The 19,587-nt window shown below is 67.4% G+C and carries 12 protein-coding genes; 8 read left to right on the top strand and 4 right to left on the bottom strand.

Annotated elements, in window-relative coordinates:
* Positions 1-178: 178 nt before the first annotated feature.
* From AC3WRM_RS14425 to AC3WRM_RS14410, 4 genes are all read left to right on the top strand, one after another.
* A complete protein-coding gene (locus tag AC3WRM_RS14425) occupies positions 179-1,288 on the top strand; it encodes a S1 family peptidase (RefSeq protein ID WP_492249272.1) in 1,110 nt (369 codons plus the stop codon).
* Positions 1,289-1,500: 212 nt separating this feature from the next.
* Entirely contained in the window at positions 1,501-2,778 is a 1,278-nt protein-coding gene (locus AC3WRM_RS14420) for an aspartate kinase (protein WP_067853748.1), read from the top strand.
* Positions 2,775-3,821, top strand: a complete 1,047-nt coding sequence (locus AC3WRM_RS14415; RefSeq protein WP_492249273.1) for an aspartate-semialdehyde dehydrogenase — start codon at positions 2,775-2,777, stop codon at positions 3,819-3,821. The genes AC3WRM_RS14420 and AC3WRM_RS14415 overlap by 4 nt, the downstream gene beginning before the upstream one ends.
* A gap of 7 nt (positions 3,822-3,828) precedes the next feature.
* Complete coding sequence (locus AC3WRM_RS14410) at positions 3,829-4,296, top strand: GNAT family N-acetyltransferase (RefSeq protein ID WP_492249274.1); 468 nt, start codon at positions 3,829-3,831, stop codon at positions 4,294-4,296.
* Positions 4,297-4,345: 49 nt separating this feature from the next.
* Here the strand turns inward: AC3WRM_RS14410 and AC3WRM_RS14405 are convergent, their stop codons facing one another.
* From AC3WRM_RS14405 to AC3WRM_RS14390, 4 genes are all read right to left on the bottom strand, one after another.
* Complete coding sequence (locus tag AC3WRM_RS14405) at positions 4,346-5,128, bottom strand: hypothetical protein (protein WP_492249275.1); 783 nt, start codon at positions 5,126-5,128, stop codon at positions 4,346-4,348.
* A 114-nt stretch (positions 5,129-5,242) separates the two neighbouring features.
* Positions 5,243-5,881, bottom strand: a complete 639-nt coding sequence (locus tag AC3WRM_RS14400) for a hypothetical protein (protein WP_492249276.1) — start codon at positions 5,879-5,881, stop codon at positions 5,243-5,245.
* 4 nt (positions 5,882-5,885) lie between these two features.
* Positions 5,886-7,853: an acetoacetate--CoA ligase gene (locus AC3WRM_RS14395; protein WP_492249277.1), complete on the bottom strand. Its 1,968-nt coding sequence runs from the start codon at positions 7,851-7,853 to the stop codon at positions 5,886-5,888.
* Positions 7,854-7,888: 35 nt separating this feature from the next.
* A complete protein-coding gene (locus AC3WRM_RS14390) occupies positions 7,889-8,686 on the bottom strand; it encodes a hypothetical protein (RefSeq protein WP_492249278.1) in 798 nt (265 codons plus the stop codon).
* A gap of 315 nt (positions 8,687-9,001) precedes the next feature.
* On the opposite strand from AC3WRM_RS14390, the gene AC3WRM_RS14385 reads away from it, so the two are divergent.
* Genes AC3WRM_RS14385 through AC3WRM_RS14370 form a run of 4 tightly spaced genes read left to right on the top strand, consistent with a single transcriptional unit; the run spans position 9,002 to position 19,019 of the window.
* Positions 9,002-11,812 (top strand): DNRLRE domain-containing protein, encoded by a 2,811-nt coding sequence (locus AC3WRM_RS14385; protein WP_492249279.1) that lies wholly within the window; start codon positions 9,002-9,004, stop codon positions 11,810-11,812.
* A 34-nt stretch (positions 11,813-11,846) separates the two neighbouring features.
* The gene (locus tag AC3WRM_RS14380; RefSeq protein WP_492249280.1) at positions 11,847-17,594 is read left to right on the top strand and encodes an RHS repeat domain-containing protein; all 5,748 of its coding nucleotides are present in this window, start codon (positions 11,847-11,849) and stop codon (positions 17,592-17,594) included.
* Complete coding sequence (locus tag AC3WRM_RS14375) at positions 17,563-18,519, top strand: polymorphic toxin-type HINT domain-containing protein (protein ID WP_492249281.1); 957 nt, start codon at positions 17,563-17,565, stop codon at positions 18,517-18,519. The genes AC3WRM_RS14380 and AC3WRM_RS14375 overlap by 32 nt, the downstream gene beginning before the upstream one ends.
* A 35-nt stretch (positions 18,520-18,554) precedes the next feature.
* Positions 18,555-19,019, top strand: coding sequence for a hypothetical protein (locus tag AC3WRM_RS14370; RefSeq protein WP_492249282.1), 465 nt, complete (start codon positions 18,555-18,557; stop codon positions 19,017-19,019).
* Positions 19,020-19,587: the final 568 nt, after the last annotated feature.

The raw sequence follows: 19,587 nt of genomic DNA, 5'->3' as shown, positions 1-19,587 counted from the left end.
CTTCCGGTATGACCCTCCAGGCCTGATCCGCCAGTAGGTTTCTGCACAACCCCTCGGGGGGGCTGCGGAGGCAGGACCGCCTCCGGACGACAGCGTGGGGCGTGGCGGTGAGCCGTCCGTTCCGCAGGAACGGCGGCCCGGGTGATCCCCGGTCCGCCACGACAAAGGAGATCCAACCGTGAACACTCCCAAGCGAACTCTCTTCGGCTCGCTGGCCGCTGCCGCCGTGCTCGCCACAGCCTTCGGCTCGCAGGCCATGGCCGCTCCGTCGCAGGACGACGGCACCGCTGCCCCGAAGGACAGCATGCTCGGCGCCATGCAGCGCGACCTCGGCCTGACCAAGACCCAGGCCACCGACCGTCTCGCCTCCGAGGCGAAGGCCGCCAAGGCCGACAAGGCGCTCGAGAAGAGCCTCGGCGCCGACTACGCCGGTTCCTGGTACGACGCGAAGGCCGGCACGCTCGTCGTCGCCGTCACCGACGCCTCCCAGGCCGGTGCCGTGAAGGCGCAGGGCGCCCAGGTGCGCACCGTCGAGCGCTCGGCCTCCGAGCTCGACGGCTACATGAAGGACCTCAACGCGAAGCAGGCCTCCGCGCCGAGCACCGTCGCCGGCTGGTACGTGGACCCCGCCGCCAACAAGGTGGTCATCCCCGCGGGTGACACCGCCGCCGCCACGTCGTTCGCCAAGAAGGCCGGCGTCCCGACGTCCGCGATCGAGGTCGAGCGCTCGGCCGAGCAGCCGAAGCCGCTCTACCAGGGTGGCGACGCGTACTACATCACCAACTCGCGCTGCTCGATCGGCTTCGCCGTCAGCGGCGGCTTCGTGACGGCGGGCCACTGCGGCTCGCAGGGCGCCGCGACCCAGAACCCGAGCGGCACGTTCGCCGGGTCCAGCTTCCCGGGCAACGACTACGCCTTCGTCCGCACGTCGACCACGATCTACGGCACCGTGAACAACTACAGCGGCGGCAGCGTCCCCGTCCGCGGCTCGCAGGACGCGGCGGTCGGCTCGTCGATCTGCCGTTCCGGCTCGACCACCGGTTGGCACTGCGGCACCATCCAGGCCCGCAACTCCACGGTGAACTACGCGCAGGGCTCGGTCTACGGCCTCATCCGCACCAGCGTGTGCGCGGAGCCGGGCGACTCGGGCGGATCGGCCATCACCGGCGACCAGGCGCAGGGCGTCACCTCCGGTGGCTCCGGCAACTGCTCCTCGGGCGGCACGACCTACTTCCAGCCGGTCAACGAGATCCTCAGCGCCTACGGCCTGACGCTCACGACCTCCTGATCGAGGACACCGCGCGCGGCGCGGGCCCGGTACCGGTCTCTCGGGACGGTGCCGGGTCCGTGCCGCGTCGGTGTGTCCGGCCGATCTCCTCGTCCCGGGACAGGAACGACGGTGGAGGGCCGCGCGGGCCGACCTATAGGATGGGGACGTTGCCCGGTCAGCGTCGCCCTGGCACGGTCCCAGCACACCCCCGCACCGCAAGGACATCCGTCGTGGGCATTGTCGTCCAGAAGTACGGTGGCTCCTCCGTCGCCGACGCCACGAGCGTCAAGAGGGTCGCCCAGCGCATCGTCGCCACGAAGAAGGCGGGCCACGACGTCGTCGTGGTCGTCTCGGCCATGGGTGACACGACCGACGAGCTGATCGACCTCGCCAACGAGGTCTCCCCGCTGCCTCCCGCCCGCGAGCTCGACATGCTGCTGACCGCCGGCGAGCGCATCTCCATGGCGGTCCTCGCCATGGCCATCGGCAACCTCGGCCAGGAGGCCCGCTCGTTCACCGGCTCCCAGGCCGGGGTCATCACCGACGCCGAGCACGGCAAGGCCAAGATCATCGACGTCACGCCCGGGCGGATCGAGAAGGCGATCGCCGAGGGTGCGATCGCGATCGTCGCCGGCTTCCAGGGCGTCTCCCAGACGACGAAGGACATCACGACGCTCGGCCGCGGTGGCTCCGACACGACGGCCGTCGCGCTCGCCGCCGCCCTGCACGCCGACGTCTGCGAGATCTACTCCGACGTCGACGGCATCTTCACCGCCGACCCGCGGATCGTCCCCGACGCGCGCCAGATCCCGCAGATCTCCTACGAGGAGACGCTCGAGATGGCGGCGAACGGAGCCAAGATCCTGCACCTGCGCTGCGTCGAGTACGCGCGCCGCAACGACATGCCCATCCACGTCCGCTCGTCGTTCTCCGACAAGCCCGGCACGTGGGTCCTCAAGGCCGAGGACGTCACGAAGGATCCCACCATGGAACAAGCCATCATCTCCGGCGTCGCCCACGACCGCTCCGAGGCGAAGATCACCGTCGTCGGCGTCCCCGACCAGGTCGGCTACGCCGCCGCCATCCTCAAGGCGCTCGGCGACGCGCAGATCAACATCGACATGATCGTGCAGAACGTGTCGGCCGCCGCCACGGCGCTCACCGACATCTCCTTCACCCTGCCGCGCGCCGACGGCCAGACGGCGATGACCGCGCTGGCGCGGCTCAAGGACCAGGTCGGGTTCGAGCGGCTCCAGTACGACGACAGCGTCGGCAAGGTGTCCATCATCGGTGCCGGCATGCGCTCCGCTCCCGGCATCACCGCCCGGTTCTTCCAGGCGCTGGCCGACGCGAACGTCAACATCGCGATGATCTCCACCTCCGAGATCCGCATCTCCGTCGTGGTGGCCGAGAGCCAGGTCGAGAACGCGGTCCGCGCCGCCCACTCGGCCTTCGACCTCGGCACCGACGAGGTCGAGGCGGTCGTGTACGGAGGGACCGGACGATGAGCCGCACCGCCAGTATCGGCATCGTCGGGGCCACCGGCCAGGTGGGCGTCGCGATGCGCCAGATTCTCGAGGAGCGCAGCTTCCCGGCCGACGAGGTCCGCTTCTTCGCCTCCGCGCGCTCCGCCGGCACGGTCCTGCCGTTCGCGGGACGTGAGATCACCGTCGAGGACGCGGCGACCGCCGACCCCACCGGGCTCGACATCGCGTTGTTCTCCGCCGGTGCCACCACCTCGCGGGCGCACGCGCAGCGCTTCGCCGACGCCGGCGTGACCGTCGTCGACAACAGCTCCGCGTTCCGCAAGGACCCGGCCATCCCGCTCGTCGTGAGCGAGGTGAACCCGCACGCCATCCCCGCCGGCGACGGGCCGGGGGGACGCGGCATCATCGCCAACCCCAACTGCACGACCATGGCCGCCATGCCGGTGCTGAAGCCCCTGCACGACGAGGCCGGCCTCGTCCGACTCGTCGTCGCGTCCTACCAGGCCGTCTCGGGCTCCGGCGTCGCCGGCGTCCGCGAGCTGCACGGCCAGGCGCAGGCCGTCGTCGACAAGGCCGACGCGCTCGCGTACGACGGCCGCGCCGTGGCCTTCCCCGATCCCGACGTCTACGTCGCGCCCATCGCGTTCAACGTGCTGCCCATGGCGGGCAGCGTCGTCGACGACGGCAGCAACGAGACCGACGAGGAGCAGAAGCTGCGCAACGAGTCGCGCAAGATCCTCGAGGTCCCCGACCTGCGCGTCGCCGGCACCTGCGTGCGCGTGCCCGTCTTCACGGGTCACTCGCTCAGCATCCACGCCGAGTTCGACCGCGACCTCACCCCCGAGCGCGCCACCGAGATCCTCGCGGCTGCCCCCGGCGTGCAGCTCGTCGACGTGCCCACGCCCCTCCAGGCCGCCGGCACCGACCCGAGCCTCGTCGGACGCATCCGCGCCGACCAGTCCGCCCCCGAGGGCAAGGGCCTCGTGCTCTTCGTCAGCGGCGACAACCTGCGCAAGGGTGCGGCGCTCAACACGGTCCAGATCGCCGAGCTCCTCCTCGGCTGAGGTGGGCGTGGAGGCCGGCGTCACGGTCCGGGAGCGCCGGGACGACGACGCCACGGCCCTCGTGGCGCTGCTCGCGGAGACCCACGAGCGCGACGGCTATCCGGTGCGGGCGTCGCGGGTCGCCTGGTCCTGGCTCGCCGACGGCGTCCAGGACGCGTGGGTGGCCGTGCTCGACGGACAGGTCGTCGGCCACGTGTGCCTCGTGCCTGAGCGCGACGGGCTCTTCCTCGCCCGGTTCTTCGTGGCTGTCGCGGCACGCCGCAGCGGAGCCGGCGCAGCGCTGCTCGACACCGTCGAGGGCTGGGCAGACCGGCACGGCCGCGACCTGCGCCTCGACGTGCTCGACCACAACGTCGCCGCCCGGCGGCTCTACGCGCGGCGTGGCTGGCAGCACGTCGGGAGCGTGCCGGCCGCGTGGCTCGGTGGCGCCGGTCCGTGGCCGCTCGCCCACGACTACCGCCGGCCCGCTCGCTGACGCACGAGACCCCCGCACCCGAGGGCGCGGGGGTCTCGAGACCGGTCGGTCAGCGGAACGACCGGACGCTGAAGCGCGAGCGCTCCGGGTTGTCGGTCGGCGGCTGCTCGGTGTTGCTGAGGTCGGCCTTGTCGAACGCGCGGGCCGTGCCCTTCGTGGTCAGGAAGAACACGCCGTAGACCTGGTTCTCCTCGCAGCCCTGGAAGGCGTAGACCGAGTACTCGGTCGCCGGGACGTAGCCGCGCTCGTAGAGGCTGTCGACGGAGGTGATCGTCTCCTGGTCGTTCTCGCGCACCGCGTCGGCGCGCAGCTGCTTGAGCGTGCCGCCGAAGAGGCCCTGGGGCTCGCCGAGCTTCTTCGCGACGGTGCCGATGGTGTCGCCCGTGGCGGGCGCGTCGCCGAGGACGACCGACTCGAAGCCGGCCGGGGTGGCGCACTTGGTGCTGTAGACGGGCTTGACGGTCAGCGTCTGGCGCAGGCTCTTCTGGCGCGTGGGGCCGAGCTTGCCCTTGCTGTCGCGCACGCGGTACTTGACCACGGTGGACACGTTGTAGGTCACGCTGAGTGCGGTGCGCTTGAGCGTGGCGGACTTCTGGTTGCGGACGACGGCCTTGCCGTCGAGGCTGACGTTCAGCAGCGACGACGAGACGCGGACGTTCTTCGACACGGACACCGACGGCTTGATGGTGACGGTGGTGCCGATCTCGCCGGGGGCGGGGTTGGCGATCTTCTTGACCGAGACGACGGTCGCGGCCTGGGCCGGGGCGACCAGGCTGAGGGTCGAGCCGACGCCGACGGCGGCGGCCAGCAGGAGCGGGGTGAGCTTGCGCAAGGGGATGTCCGTTCACGAGTGCGGTCGGGAGTGACCGCAGGCGTGCACAGCCTAGGGGCGGTGCTGTGCCCCTGAGCACGTTTCGGAAAGGTTTGCCAATGGTCCGGGACGGGCTCAGCGGCGCAGCGCGTCGCGGACCGCGTCCGCGAGCTGCGGCGCGGACGTGCCGAAGTGACGTGAGCCGACGGTGAGCCCCGGCTCCTCACCGGACCCGATGAGAACCGTGTTCCGGGCGGCCGGGGTCCCCTGTCCCACCCGCACCTGCTCACGCGTCGTGCTGCACACGAGCTCCTCCCGCCCGCGCCGCCACGTGACGACGTCGTCGCCGACCCGCAGGCTCTGCCGGTTCCGGCCGCGGACGACGACGAACCAGGCCCATGCCGCACCGGCCCAGAGCACGAGGAAGAGCAGAGGTGTCGGACGGCGGCTCGTGCCGCCGTCGAGCACGGCGGGGCTCGACAACGCCCCCGTCATGGTCGTCGCGGCGAGGGTGAGCAGCACCGCCGCCCCGACGGCGAGCCACTGGATCAGCGGGCTGCCGTGGACCGTCGTCGTGTCGCCGTCGCGGGAGATCGTCGGCGGTCGCGTCGCCGGGCGGAGGAGCGGGAGGGGCAGCAGGGCGAGCAGACCGCCGAGGAGGAGGGTGACGCCGAGCAGCCGGACACCGGGGTCGGCGTCGGTGAGCGCCATCGCGGTGCCGACGGGCAGGAGGAAGCCGGCGAGCAGCACGCAGGAGACGAGACCGCGGACCACGGTCTCACCGCTCCCGGGCGATCGCCGCCACCTCGTCCAGCGCCGTGGGGTCCTCGAGGGCACCGCGGGTGGCGGCCTCGTCGGCGGGCGCGCCGCGCAGGATCTTCTTGACCGGCACCTCCAGCTTCTTGCCCGACAGCGTGCGCGGGAGGGCCCGCACGACGTGCAGCTCGTCGGGCACGTGACGCGGCGACAGCCGCTCGCGCAGCTCGCGTGCCACCGTGCGCCGCAGGTCCTCGACGTCGGTCCCGTCGGGGTCGGTCAGGGTGACGAAGAGGAGCAACGTGCCGGCACCGTCGCCACGGTCGTCGTCCGCGGTGTCCTCGAGGTGCACCACGAGGCTGTCCGCGACCTCGGGCAGGCTCTCGACGACGGTGTAGAACTCGCTGGTGCCGAGCCGCACGCCACCGCGGTTGAGGGTCGCGTCGCTGCGCCCCGTGATGGTGCACGTGCCGCGCTCGGTGATGGTGATCCAGTCGCCGTGCCGCCACACGCCGGGGATGTCCTCGAAGTAGGCGGCCCGGTACCGCGTGCCGTCGTCGTCGCCCCAGAAGCCGACGGGCATCGACGGCAGCGGGGCGGTGATGACCAGCTCGCCCAGGGAGCCGACGACCGGCCGTCCCTGCTCGTCGTAGGCCTCGACCGCGGCGCCGAGGCTGCGGCACGAGATCTCGCCGGCGTACACGGGGACGGTGGGGGCGGCGCCGACGAACGCCGAGCAGACGTCGGTCCCGCCGGAGACCGACTGCAGGTGGACGTGGTCTCCCACGGCGTCGTACACCCAGCGGAACCCCTCCGCCGGCAACGGGGCACCGGTCGAGCCGACGGCGCGCAGTGTCGACGTGTCGACAATGTCGCGGGGCCGGATGCCGTTCTTGCGGCACTGCAGGAGGTACGGAGCGGAGGTGCCGAAGTAGGTGACGCCCAGCTCCGCGGCGTCGCGCCAGAGCCGGTCGAGGCCCGGGTACGCGGGGTTGCCGTCCCACAGCAGGACCGTCGACCCCGTGAGCAGCCCCGAGACCAGGAGGTTCCACATCATCCAGCCGGTGGTGGAGAACCAGAGGAAGACGTCGTCGGGGCCGAGGTCGTGCTGCAGCCCGAGGGCCTTGAGGTGCTCCACGGTGATGCCGCCGTGGCCGTGGACGATCGGCTTCGGCAGTCCGGTGGTGCCCGAGGAGTAGAGCACGTAGAGCGGGGCGTCGAACGGCAGGCGCTCGAACGCGAGCTCGCCCGGCTCGGAGAGCAGCGCGTCCCACGTGGTCGCGCCGGCGGGCGCGGGGGCGTCGGGGTCGAGGTAGGGGAGCCAGACGAGGGTGTGCACGCTGGGCAGCGCCTCGACGATCCGATCGACCTCGGCCCGTCGCTCCACGGTCTTGGCGCCGTAGCGGTAGCCGTCGACGGCGAGCACGAGCACGGGCTCCGTCTGCTGCCAGCGGTCGACGACGCTCTGCACGCCGAACTCCGGCGCGCACGAGCTGAAGACGGCGCCGAGGCTGGCCGTGGCGAGCAGCAGCACCAACGTCTCGGGCACGTTGGGCGCGTACGCCGCGACCCGGTCGCCTCGTCCGACCCCCGCCCGCACGAGCCCGGCCCGCGCCCGCGCCACCTGGTCGCGCAGCTGGGCGGCGGTCAGCCGCACGTCGTCGCGCGACTGCGACCGCCCCACGACGACCACGTCGTCGTCGGCGCGACCGGGCAGTCGCAGGGCGGCCTCGGCGTAGTTGAGCCGGACGTCGGGGAACCACACGGCCCCGGGCATCGACGCGTCGGCGAGCGCGGGCGACGGGGACCCGTCGCCGGGGACGTCGAAGAACCGCCAGACGGCCTGCCAGAACGCGTCGGGCTCGTCGACGGACCAGCGCCAGAGGGCGTCGTAGTCGTGCGGGTCGACCCCCACCGACGTGGCGAACGACGCGATGCGCGGCGTGGCGGTGGGGTCGGGGCTCCAGAGCACCTCGGGGGTCTCGGGCATGGCGGCGCGGCCTCCTGGACGGCGGACGGGGCGGGTCAGCGGTGGGCGTCGTCGGGCGGCACGTCGGTGGCGGCCCACACGAGCAGCCGCTGCACGAGAGGCACGGTGACGACCATCAGGCCTGGGACGATCAGCCACGCCCAGGGCCCGTCGACGGGCTCGAGGAACGCGAGCATGACCACGATCGCCACGAGCAGCACCGACAGTGCCAGGACAGGACGTGCCTGCTGCACGCCGAACGCCTGCAGCAGACGGGCGCCGAGCTCGCCGGCGACGCCGACGACGACGAGGACGGCGAGCAGGCCCCAGAACGCGCCGCCCGCCGACGTGCCGCGGACGGCGCTGAACAGCTCGAGGCACAGCCAGCCGCCGGCGGTCACCAGCAGACCGGCCACCAGCCCGGTGACGACGGACGCCCCGAGCGGCGGGACGGTGGGGACGCGGTAGTCGCGGACGGCCCAGACGGCGTCCTCACCGCGGTCGCGGACGGCGAAGCCGAGCCGACGGGCGCGCTCGCTGGTGCTATGCACGGCGTCGCCCACCCGGTCGCGGGCGCGGGCGAGCCCCGCGCCGACGTCGACCGTGGTGCGAGGGCCGCGCGGTGCCGCGGGGGTCGAGGGAGCGGGGGCGTCGGCCGGGGCGGCCGCCTTCGCGTCCTTGCCCTTCAGGCGCGAGACGGCGGTCGCGCGGGGCGGGGCCGGCCGGGTCTCGCGCGGCGTCGGCGTGGACGGCGCCACGGGCCGTACGACCGTCTTCTTGACGACCTTCTTGACCACGCGCGGCTGGCTGCTGCTGCGCGCCTCGTCCGCCGGGGTCGTGCCCTCCTCGACCATGGCGCCAGTGTGTCACAGGACACCTCCACGTCGGTCCGACGTCCGCGCGCACGAGATCGGGGAGCCGCGGTCGCCGATCCTCCCTCACGATGCTCGCTCCTCAGGTGATGCCGGTGCTCCTCGCCGAGTGGGTTGGTTCGGCCCCACTCTCGAAGCGTTCTGGTGACGTCGTGTGAGTCCTGAACAGTTTGAGTGGATCGAGGTTGACGGTTTCTCAGGTTGGTCTTAGGTTGCGCATGGCGAAAGTGAATGTGAACCGATCTCGCCGGTCCTTACTGTTCGATCGTCGGTGGCGATCCGTATCCGGATGAGTTCATGTCTGCTGCTCTTTCCCTCTCGTCGCGCGCCTTCTTGATCGCCTGCGCTCTGCTGGTCGCTGTCCTGGCACCTGCCGAACTGCCCGCCAACGGAGCCGTGCAGGAACCAAGTGATGTCCCCACCAATGCGATCCAGGCGCAGGTCGAGGCGGAGGAGTCCGGTGAGCGGGTAGAGATCGAGTCGGAGCGCCAGGAGAGGGCAACGTTCTACGCAAACCCTGACGGCACGCAGACTTTCGAGATCCACCCCGACCCCATTCGGGTTCGCAAAGACGACGAATGGGCCGCCATCGACACCACGCTGCGTCAGCAGGCGGACGGCACGCTCGTCCCGGAAGCCAGCACGATGGACGTCGAACTGTCCGGCGGCGGCACCGGACAACCGCTGCTCAATCTGGACGCTCTTGACGGGTCCTTCGGGGTCAAGGCCCCGATGAAGCTTCCAAGCCCCACGGTCGAGGGAAACCAGGCCACGTACTCGGACGTCCTGCCAGATGTAGACCTCGTGATGACAGTCGAGAACACTCAGGTTCGACAAGTCTTCGTCGTCAAGACCGCGGAAGCTGCGCACAATCCGGCGTTGAAGGAACTGACCTTCCCGGTGTCAGCCCCGAATGCGTCCGTGGAGTCATCCGGCAATGGCGTGGTCGTCTCGAATGCTGATGGCGGGGTGATGTTCGAGTCTGCTGCGCCGTTGATGTGGGATTCGTCGGGAACGGGTACTCAGGTGGAGGCTGACGATCGAGTTCTCGGTCCTCAAGAGGGTGACACGGTTGCGCATGTGGACTCGGAAGTCGACGCCAGCGGAGTGACGTTGACACCCGACGCGGGTCTGCTGACGGGCTCGAAGACGGAGTATCCGCTCTACGTCGATCCGACCTTCGGCCCGAACGAAACGGGTTGGGCGATGGTGTTCAAGCAGAACCCGAACACATCGTTCTGGAAGTGGACCGACAGCAACGGCCAGGGCGTTGGGTATCAGCAGTACGAACCGACGAGCACGAAGCGCCTGTTCTGGAATTTTCCCACCAGCGGCATCAAGGGCGCCGACATCATCGACGCGCAGTTCAAGGCCTACGAGGTCTATGCGGCTTCTTGTACGCCTCGAGCCATCCGTCTCTATCGAAGCGGAACTGTGGGTTCCAACGTGAACTGGAACAATCAGCCGACGGGCAAGCAGTACATCTCCGAGCGGAACGTGGCATACGGTCGCGACGGTTGCTCTCCGGGTGGTGCCTGGGTCGAGTGGGACGCTACGACGGCTGCGCAAACGGCTGCAGATCACAACTTGAACGCGATGGGCCTCGCGTTGCAGGTGACGAACGAGTCCGACTCGCTGACGTGGAAGCGGTTCAAGAACAACGCCGTCTTCACGGGGCGGTACAACTACAAGCCTTACTCGCCGAGCGCCGTCGCCACCATGGCCAACGGCGCGAACCAGGGGTGCAGTCCGACGAATGCCCCGGACCGGATCTCTCCTGGCACGAGTGGCGTCAAGGCCCGCGCGAAGCTCAGCGACAGAGACGGCCAGAACATCCGAGCGCGGGTCGAGCTCTACAACTACCCGATCGGTTCCGGCGAGGCTCCGTTCCGGACGATCACCACGTCGTACAGAGCCTCCGGCAGCGTGTTCGATGTGGACTTCCCGTCCGGAGACGTCGGCAACGGCCGCGACATCGCGTGGCGGATTCGGGCCGAGGACAACATCAACGGGTCGTCGGGTGCAGCCGGAGCATGGAGTGGCTTCTGCCGGTTCGTCGTCGATACGACCAAGCCGCTGCCGCCCATCGTGACCGCGACGAGCAGCACAGACCCGTGGCCCGCTGGTGAGACACGGACGTTCACCGTGAGCAAACCCCCGGACAGCGACATCGCGTCGTATCGGATGGCGATCGACGGGGGCGGCTACGGAACCGCCCGATCACTCTCGACGCCCATCACGCTCACGCTCGGTGGGTGTGGTCCGCGCATGCTCGTGGTCCAGTCCATCGACGCAGCCGGGAATGTCTCCGCGACAGTGGTGCGGGTGCCCTTCACGATCACTTGTCAAGATCTCTACATCGCGAGCCGTTTCCGCATTCGGGAGGGCGAAGATCAAAAGACCAGCAGCGTGACCGGTTCTCAGTCCGACATCGCATGGACCGGTTCGGGCATCACGTGGTCGAAGGTCATGGGCGACTGGAAGCTGAAGTTCAATGGCACGGCCGCCGCGAAGTCCAACGCGGTTGGTCTCCTGGATACCCAGAAATCCTTCTTGATGAGCGCTTGGCTTGAGGTAGGCGCTGTGACGACGGACATGACGGCAGTCAGTGTCGACGATCCCGATGCTTCGGACTCGATTGCCAAGCTCCAAGTCCTTCGCGATACGGACGAGGAAGAAAATACGGCGCCATTCTACGTCGGCCGTATGCGCTACGTCGGTGCGGCGCCAGGCTTCTGCGCCGAGCCCACCTTCGCCGTTCGGTGCGACAGGGGGTACGTCGTCCTGACATCGAACTCGGCGGCCTCTGAGATCGGAGAGGCCCCAGTTTCGCTGAGCTACTCGTACGACTCCCAGGAGCTCATCCTGTGGATCAACGGCGAGGTGGCGGTCAGGGCCGGGGGATTCGCGCCAGGAACGAACGACGACCCCGCCGCGAACAACGGCAACCTCCGGCTCGGCGGCCCGCAATCGGGATCGAACTTCATCGGCACGGTTGACGACGTCATCACCTCGGTCGGCGACTACTCGCTAGACGACGCTTCCACGGCGGTACACACGCTGGTCGACGACGCCGGCGACACGAACTATCTCGGCAACGTCGACTGACGCCGCCCACCACCTTCTCGAGAAACGAAAAGCCATGTCTAGACCTTTCGGCCGCAGCGCGGCCTTCGTCAGTCGCGCAGTGTCGCTTGCTCTTGTCGTTTCGCTTCTCCCGGCGATGGACTTGCCGGCGCTGGGCGCGAAGTTTTCTGCGCCGAGGGTTGAAGCCGAGCACTCGGTGGGCGAGCAGAAGGCGAAAATCAGGAAGGCGAAGCTCGACGATGCAACTGCGGGTGCGTCGTCGGGGCCTGTACGTCCGAGCTGGCCGCGTGCGGCCTCAGGGCGTGTGACACTGCGCCCGGGTGTCTCGTCCGACAAGATCGCCCAGGCTGTGAAAGTCATCGGCAAGGGTCGCGCCAAGGGCATGGTGGACGTCAAGGTGCTCGATCACTCGGCGGCTACCGACGCGGCTATCGACGGCTTCATGTTCACGCTCACCTCCCCCGCGACTCCCGACGGCTCTGTCACGGGATGGTCGGGCAACGCTGAGGTCGTCGTGGACGTGAAGGCTTTTGCCGAGGCGCACGGCGGTCACTGGGCCGATCGACTGCGCATCGTCCAGCTGCCGGACTGTGCATTGACGACACCGAAGAAGCCCACGTGCTCCGAAGGAGCGCCGCTCGGTTCGGTCGTGAACCTCGAGCGAGGAACGGTGACGGCCTCACTCGACTCCAAGAAGATCGCCGCTCGCGACGACCGAAGTGAGCTCGTCGGCTCGTCACGAAAGTCCGCACCCTCGTCGGCCGCTTCCCCGCGGTCGAAGTCAGCAGCAAGCGCGAGTGGCACGACCGTCTACGCCGTCAGCGCTGGCGCCTCGGGCTCGACAGGGAACTATGCCGCCAGCCCCCTCGCGCCGTCGTCCTCGTGGGACGTCGGCGAGCAGACGGGCGCGTTCAGCTGGGCCTACCCACTGCGCGTCCCGCCGTCGGTTGCCGGTCCGAAGCCCGAACTCGGCGTCAACTACTCATCGGGTTCGGTCGATGGACGTACGGCAGGCAGCAACAACCAGACGTCCTGGCTCGGTGAGGGTCAAGACCTGACGACTGGCTTCATCGAGCGACGCTACGTGGCGTGTAGCGATGACCGGACGAACGGCACCAACAGCGCCCGCAAGACGGGTGACCTGTGTTGGCGGTCGGACAACGCATCCATGTCCTTCGGTGGACACTCCGGTGAGGTCGTTCATGACACGGCCAAGGGGATCTGGCGTCTGAAGACCGACGACGGCTCACGTCTCGAACGCCTCACGGGAGCCACGAACGGTGACAACGACGGTGAGTACTGGAAGCTGACCACCCCCGACGGAACGCAGTACTTCTTCGGCCGCGGAAAGCGCTACGCCGACGACACTGCCGCGCCGAGCTCGACGTTGACGGTGCCGGTGTTCGGTAACCAGAGCGGCGAACCGTGCTACAACAGCACCTTCGCGAACGCATCGTGCAAACAGGCGTGGCGCTGGAACCTCGACTACGTCGTCGACCCGCGTGGCAACACGATGACGTACTACTACACCAAGGAGAGCAACAACTACGGCCGCAACTTGAACACTGCCGTCTCGTCCTACGACCGCGCAGGATATCTGAGTCGCATCGACTACGGACAGCGTGCCGGGAGCGAGGCCACCACCAAGGCTCCAGCCCAGGTGACGTTCCAGGTCGCAGAACGATGCATCCCGACGTCCAGCTTCGACTGCGCAGCGAGCAAGCTCACGAGTGCAAATGCAACCTATTGGCCGGATACACCGTCCGACCTCTTGTGCTCGAGCACAACGAGCTGCCCGGACAACCAAAGCCCGGCGTTCTTCACTCGCAAGCGACTTGTCGGCGTGACGACGCAGGTGCTCGAAGCCGATGCCTACACCGCGGTCGACGGCTGGGCGTTCGAGCAGACGTTCCCCGAATCCGACACGAACAACCGCGACCTCTGGCTCAAATCGATCCAGCACACGGGCAAGGTGGGCGGTTCGATCTCGATGCCGAAGGTCGAGTTCAACGGAATCGACATGCCGAACCGCGTCGACGCGCTCGGTGACGGCGCGCCAGCGATGGTGAAGTATCGCGTCAGCTCGATCAAGTCGGAGTCCGGTGGAACGCTCGCGGTCAACTACTCAGGAAAAGACTGCTCGCCGAGCAGCCTGCCTGCGTCCAAGGACAACAACACCCGCATGTGTTATCCGGTCTACTACACGAAGGACGGCGCAGACTCACCGACGATCAATTGGTTCCACAAGTATCGAGTGACCGGCATCGTCGAGAGCGACAACATCGGGAACTCCGACGCGGTCGAGACGAGCTACCAGTACCTGGACGCGCCGGCCTGGCACTACGACGACGACGAGATCACGCCGCCGAAGGAAAAGACGTGGAGTGACTTCCGAGGCTTTGGTCGAGTGGCTGTGATCCGCGGCAAGTCAGGCGCGACGCGCACCTACCAGGAGACGTTGTTCCTCCGCGGCATGGACGGAGACAAGCTCGCCAATGGCGGGACGCGAAGCGTCGAGGTAGCCGACTCCAGCGGCGGGACGATTGTCGATCGAGACCCCTTCAACGGCTACGCCCGAGAAGTGATCACGCGCAACGGCGTCGACGGCGCTCTGATCAGCAAGACCCTCAACACGCCTTGGCTCAGCCCGGTGACGGCCACCGAGGGACCCGACGAAGCGCGGATCCACAACACGGCCGTCGCGACCACCACGGAGCCCAAGGCGGGCGGCGGGAATCGCGTCACCGAGGTGCGTACGAGCTTCGACGGCTACGGGATGCCAGAGCAGGAGTGGGACCGGGCCGATCTGTCCACCACCGCCGACGACGAGTGCACCACGACCAGCTACATCAGGAACACAGGTTCGTGGATCCTGGATTCCGTCAAGGACGAACAAACCGTTTCGGTGCCGTGTGGCGCGTCCGCGACGTTGCCGACCGATCTCGTCAGCGGAGCTCGGATGTACTACGACGGCGCGACATCGACGACGACGGCACCGACGAAGGGCACGCTGACGAAGGTCGATCGGGCCGTCGAATCCGCTGACGGCACGGGGATCAGCTATGTCGCGTCCCAGCAGAACGCGTACGACGGCTACGGTCGAGTCACGAAGGTCACCGACGCTGAAGGGCACAGCTCGACCACGGCCTACAGCCCCACGACAGGCCTACCGACCAGTGTCACTGTCACCAACCAGCTGAACCAGGCCAGCACGTCGACGCTGAATCGGTACTGGGGAACAGCCACAGCCGAGGTCGACCCGGCCGGCGGACGCACAGACCTGACGTACGACGCGTTGGGTCGACTGAGCGAGGCGTGGTTCCCTGGCCGGAGCAAGGCCGATGGCAGGAGTGCCAACGCGAAGTTCAGCTACAGCATCTCCCAGACGGAGCCCTCGTACGCAAGAACACAGCGGCTGATGGCAACGGGAAGCTATCTGTCCAGCTACCAGATCTACGACGGCCTGCTCCGGCCTCGTCAGACGCAGGTCCCCGCCGCGGGAGCCGACGGTGGACGTGTCATCACCGAGACCAAGTACGACTCCCGTGGCTTGGCGACCATATCGATCGATCCGTACTTCAACAGCAGTGCGGTATCCGGAACCTTGTTCACGCCGCTCGAGACAGAGCTTCCGGGCCTCACGAAGTCGACTTTCGACGGTGCCGGTCGAGAGACCAGGTCTGACTTCGTGGTCGAGGACGTCACGAGATGGTCCGTGCTGACGAGCTACGACGGAGCTGGACAGGTCAGCGTGACGCCAGTCGAGGGTGCCATCCCGACCACGCAGATCAGTGACGCCAAGGGCCGGGTTGTCGAGTTGCGCCGCTACAAGGGCGCGACACCGACGGGTGCGTTCGAGTCGATGAAGTACGGCTACGACAGCCGCGGCAACATGAGCTCCGCAACCGACCCGGCCAACCGTACCTGGAGCTATCAGTACGACCTGGCGGGGAACAAGGTGAAGAGCATCGACCCAGATGCCGGGACGAGCCAGACGACCTACGACAAGCTCGGCCACCCCGTGACCGAGACCGACGCCAACGGCAAGGTGACCTTCTCGGCCTACGACGTGCTCGGCCGCCAGACAGAACTGCGTGACACCAACGCGAGTGGCGCGCTGCGAGCCAAGTGGGTCTACGACACGGTCCAGAAGGGCCAGCTGACGTCCGCCACCCGTTACGACAACGGCAACGCCTACGTCCAGGAGATCACGGGTTACGACGTGGCAGGCCGGCCCACCGGGACCAAGACGACGATCCCGGCGTCGGAAGGTGCCTTGGCCGGGTCGTACTCGACCGCCGCGACGTTCAACATCGATGGAAGTCCGAAGACTCTGGCACTTCCGGACGTGCCGGGGCTGCCGACCGAGACGCTCCGATACGGGTACGACGCTTTCGGCAACGAGAAGACCCTCGCGGGGCAGGGCTCGTACGTCAACGGGACCGACTACACGCCGTACGGCGAGGTGTCGCGGATGTCGAGCGCGATCGTCCTCAACAGCACGGTCTGGCGCACGACTGAGTACGAGACCGGCACGCGACGGGTAACTCGCCAGACAGTGCGACGTCAGTCGCAGACGACCGACGATGTCGATGCCAACTACTCCTACGACGACGCCGGAAATGTCACATCGATAGCCGATGTAGCGGGCGGCGGCGCGGCCGATCGTCAGTGCTTCGACTACGACTGGCAGCGTCGGTTGACCGAGGCATGGACGACGACGGGCTCCTCGTGCACGACTCCCTCCGCAAGCTTGATGGGCGCTGACCCCTCGGCCTACTGGAGTAGCTACGCCTACGACGCTGACGGCAACCGCAAGACCGATGTCCAGCATGCTGCATCGGGCACCGACACCACCCGTACCTACGCGTACGCGACGAACAAGCCGCACGCCCTGGAGTCGGTGACAAGCACTGCGGGAGCGGATCAGTCGCAGACCTTCACCTACGACGATTCAGGCAACCTTCTGACTCGCAAGGACGGTTCGGCGGCGGCAGAGAAGTTCGAGTGGGACGTCGAGGGCAAGCTGAAGTCGTTCACCAGCATCGGTGGAGCGAAGTCGACGTACGTGTATGACGCGGACGGCGAACGGCTGATCAAGCGTGAGCCGGACGCGACCACCCTGTACGTGGATGGTGCGGAGGTGCGGCTGCCGAAGGGTTCGACGACCGCCACCTCGACTCGGTACTACGAGCATGCCGGCCAAGTCGTGGCGATGCGGGTCACGGGCAAGGTCATGTTCCTGGCGTCGGATCTGCAGGGCACGACCACGGTCCAGATCGACGGCACGGATCTGTCGCTCGTCAAACGTCGCCAGACGCCGTTCGGCGCGGGGCGTGGTTCGGACGCCGGGTATCTGGGTGAGCGCGGGTTCGTTGGGTCGGTGAGTGACTCGGCGACGAAGCTGCAACACATGGGTGCTCGTGAGTACGACCCACAGAACGGTCGATTCATCAGCGTCGACCCGATCATGGATCTCACGGACCCGGCGCAGTTGAACGGGTACGCGTACAGCAACCACTCGCCGGTGACGTTCTCTGACCCGTCGGGTGAGTTCCTGGAGGGTTTGGCTTCTTTCGGCAAAGAGCTCGGCGACCTCGCGTCGGGCGGAGGCTCGAAGTCTGGCGGTTCAGGCAAGGCCGGAAGGGGGGGGACAGCAGTCTGGCGCGACCGCTACGTCGTATGCGAACCAGGTCCAGACCGCCACGCAGCAGTATCAAAAGGCCAAGGCGAAGGTCATCAAGATCGTCAAGAAGTTCGGCAAGATCGTGATGGAAGAGCTCGGCATCAAGGCGGGACTTGACTGCCTCACGAAGGGCGACCTCGGGGCGTGCGGTGAAGCTGCGGTCAATGCCTTGATGTCGGCCGCTACCGGCATGGCGGGCAAGCTGATCGCGAAGTATGGCGCGCCGTGGAAATGGAAGAAGGGCTATGCCCTCGGCAAGACCTTGGTCAAGCTCGGCGACGAGGGCGTTGACGCGATCGGTGACATGATCGCCGCCAACAAGAAGCTCAAGCACCTGGTGGACCTCGGTGAAACCGGGGCGAAGATGTGCTCGTTCTCCGGTACGACGACCGTGTTGATGGGTGACGGCTCCAAGAAACCTATCAAGAAGGTCAAGGTCGGCGACAAGGTCATCGCGAGCGATCCGGAGACCGGTGAACAAGCGGCCAAGACCGTTGAGGCGGTGTGGAAACATCAGGACACGCTGACGGATCTTGTAGTGGGTGGCCGAGTGTTGACCACGACCGAGGACCATCCATTCTGGTCGGTCACCGATCGCAAGTTCGAACGCGCCGATGAACTAGCCCGAGGCGAGAAGGTACTGACCGCTGAAGGCCAAACACTCACCGTAAGCGGTTTGGCGGCGTCCACAGCTCGTGTGGGCACGGCCTACAACCTGGCGGTCGCCGACATCCACACCTACCACGTGGGTGCGGATGCCATCGTGGTCCACAACGCCTGTAGCCGGCTCACGTCGGCCCAGTCCCGGCAGGCTCTTAAGCGGCTGGGCGTAGACACGCGACGCAAGGTCGGCACCAACAGGAAGGGCGAGCCGATCTACAAGTTGCCTGACGGGCGCGTGATCTCCCGTGACCTTGATGGGCATTCCCGGGTAGGAGTGTGGAAGGTGGCAAGGCGGGCCAAGGATCTGGACTCGAAAACTACTCGCGAGGGGACGTTTGGCCTTGACTCCAATGGCGAACTCGTCCAAGTTGGGCTGTGATGATACCTCTGAGTCCGCTGTCGCATTCCTGGCGTGTGTGTAGGTACGAAGAATGGCTGCGAGGGTATCCAGGTTGGGAGTCCTGGACGGACATTTCCGATGTCGGTGGAAGGTTCAACGGCGTCGTCCTGTCTGATCAGGAATATCGCCGGGTCGAGGACACCTATATCGCCGCGGCGGTTCGTTTCGCCGTTGCGACCTCGGCCTCGTTGTTTCGAATCCTTTATCTGGGGAACCAGAGTGCAAATTTTGCGCTGACGCCTGGTCAGATTGTCGTCCGGTCGGACGTGGGACCTATCGTGCGGGGCAATCTCCGAGGTGAACTCGACTGCGTTCTCGAAGCTGTCAACGGCCGGCTGCAGATCGAATTCGGATATGACCTGTACATGTACGTCGCGGCCGACGATCCTTGCGAGACAGCAGTTGCCGGTGCCGAAGAGGACGGCTTGTGGCTCACACCGGACTTTCCTCTCCGGCAGTGGGACGACGATGACACATGACCTGCATGCTTGCGGCGACGCTTTCACGATCCGGACGCAGCAGGTAAGCGGGAGACGTCGAGCGACTACCTCGCGGGGGCCTCGCGTCGACGCCCGACGTTGACCCGCCAGTCACGTCGGCGTGTGCGCCCAGGGCTGGCGTCGCGGGCGCTCACGGCCGTCAAAAGCGGAACACCGGCTTGGCGGACGCCCCGCGACCGTCCCGACGGGCCCATGCCCTGAGAGACGAAAAGCTTCGAATCTCGTGATGAGGTTCAAGGTTCTCGCATCGAAATGATGGTCAGGCTGAAAGTGTGCTGGCTCAGAACAGTCGAAACCGATGTCCCAAAAAATAGGAAACTTCAGCGGTCGCGCTGCTCGGGGTGTCCAAAGCGAAGCCGGTCATCACTGCCGTCGTCATCGAGGGACGCTCGCAGCCGGACGTCGCCCATGCTTACGGAGTATCCAAGGGTGGGTCTTCGGGTTCCCCTCACCCGCTATTGCGAGAAAGCGGCCCTTCGTACCTGCGGTGGGGGCAGTGAGCGACTTGGCATGACGCGGTCGGGGTGAATGGGGTCGAGGCCCTCCA

It is taken from the genome of Aeromicrobium sp. EU05-FHT14F07, assembly GCF_058790455.1.
This window is presented reverse-complemented; position numbering and strand designations above follow the sequence as displayed.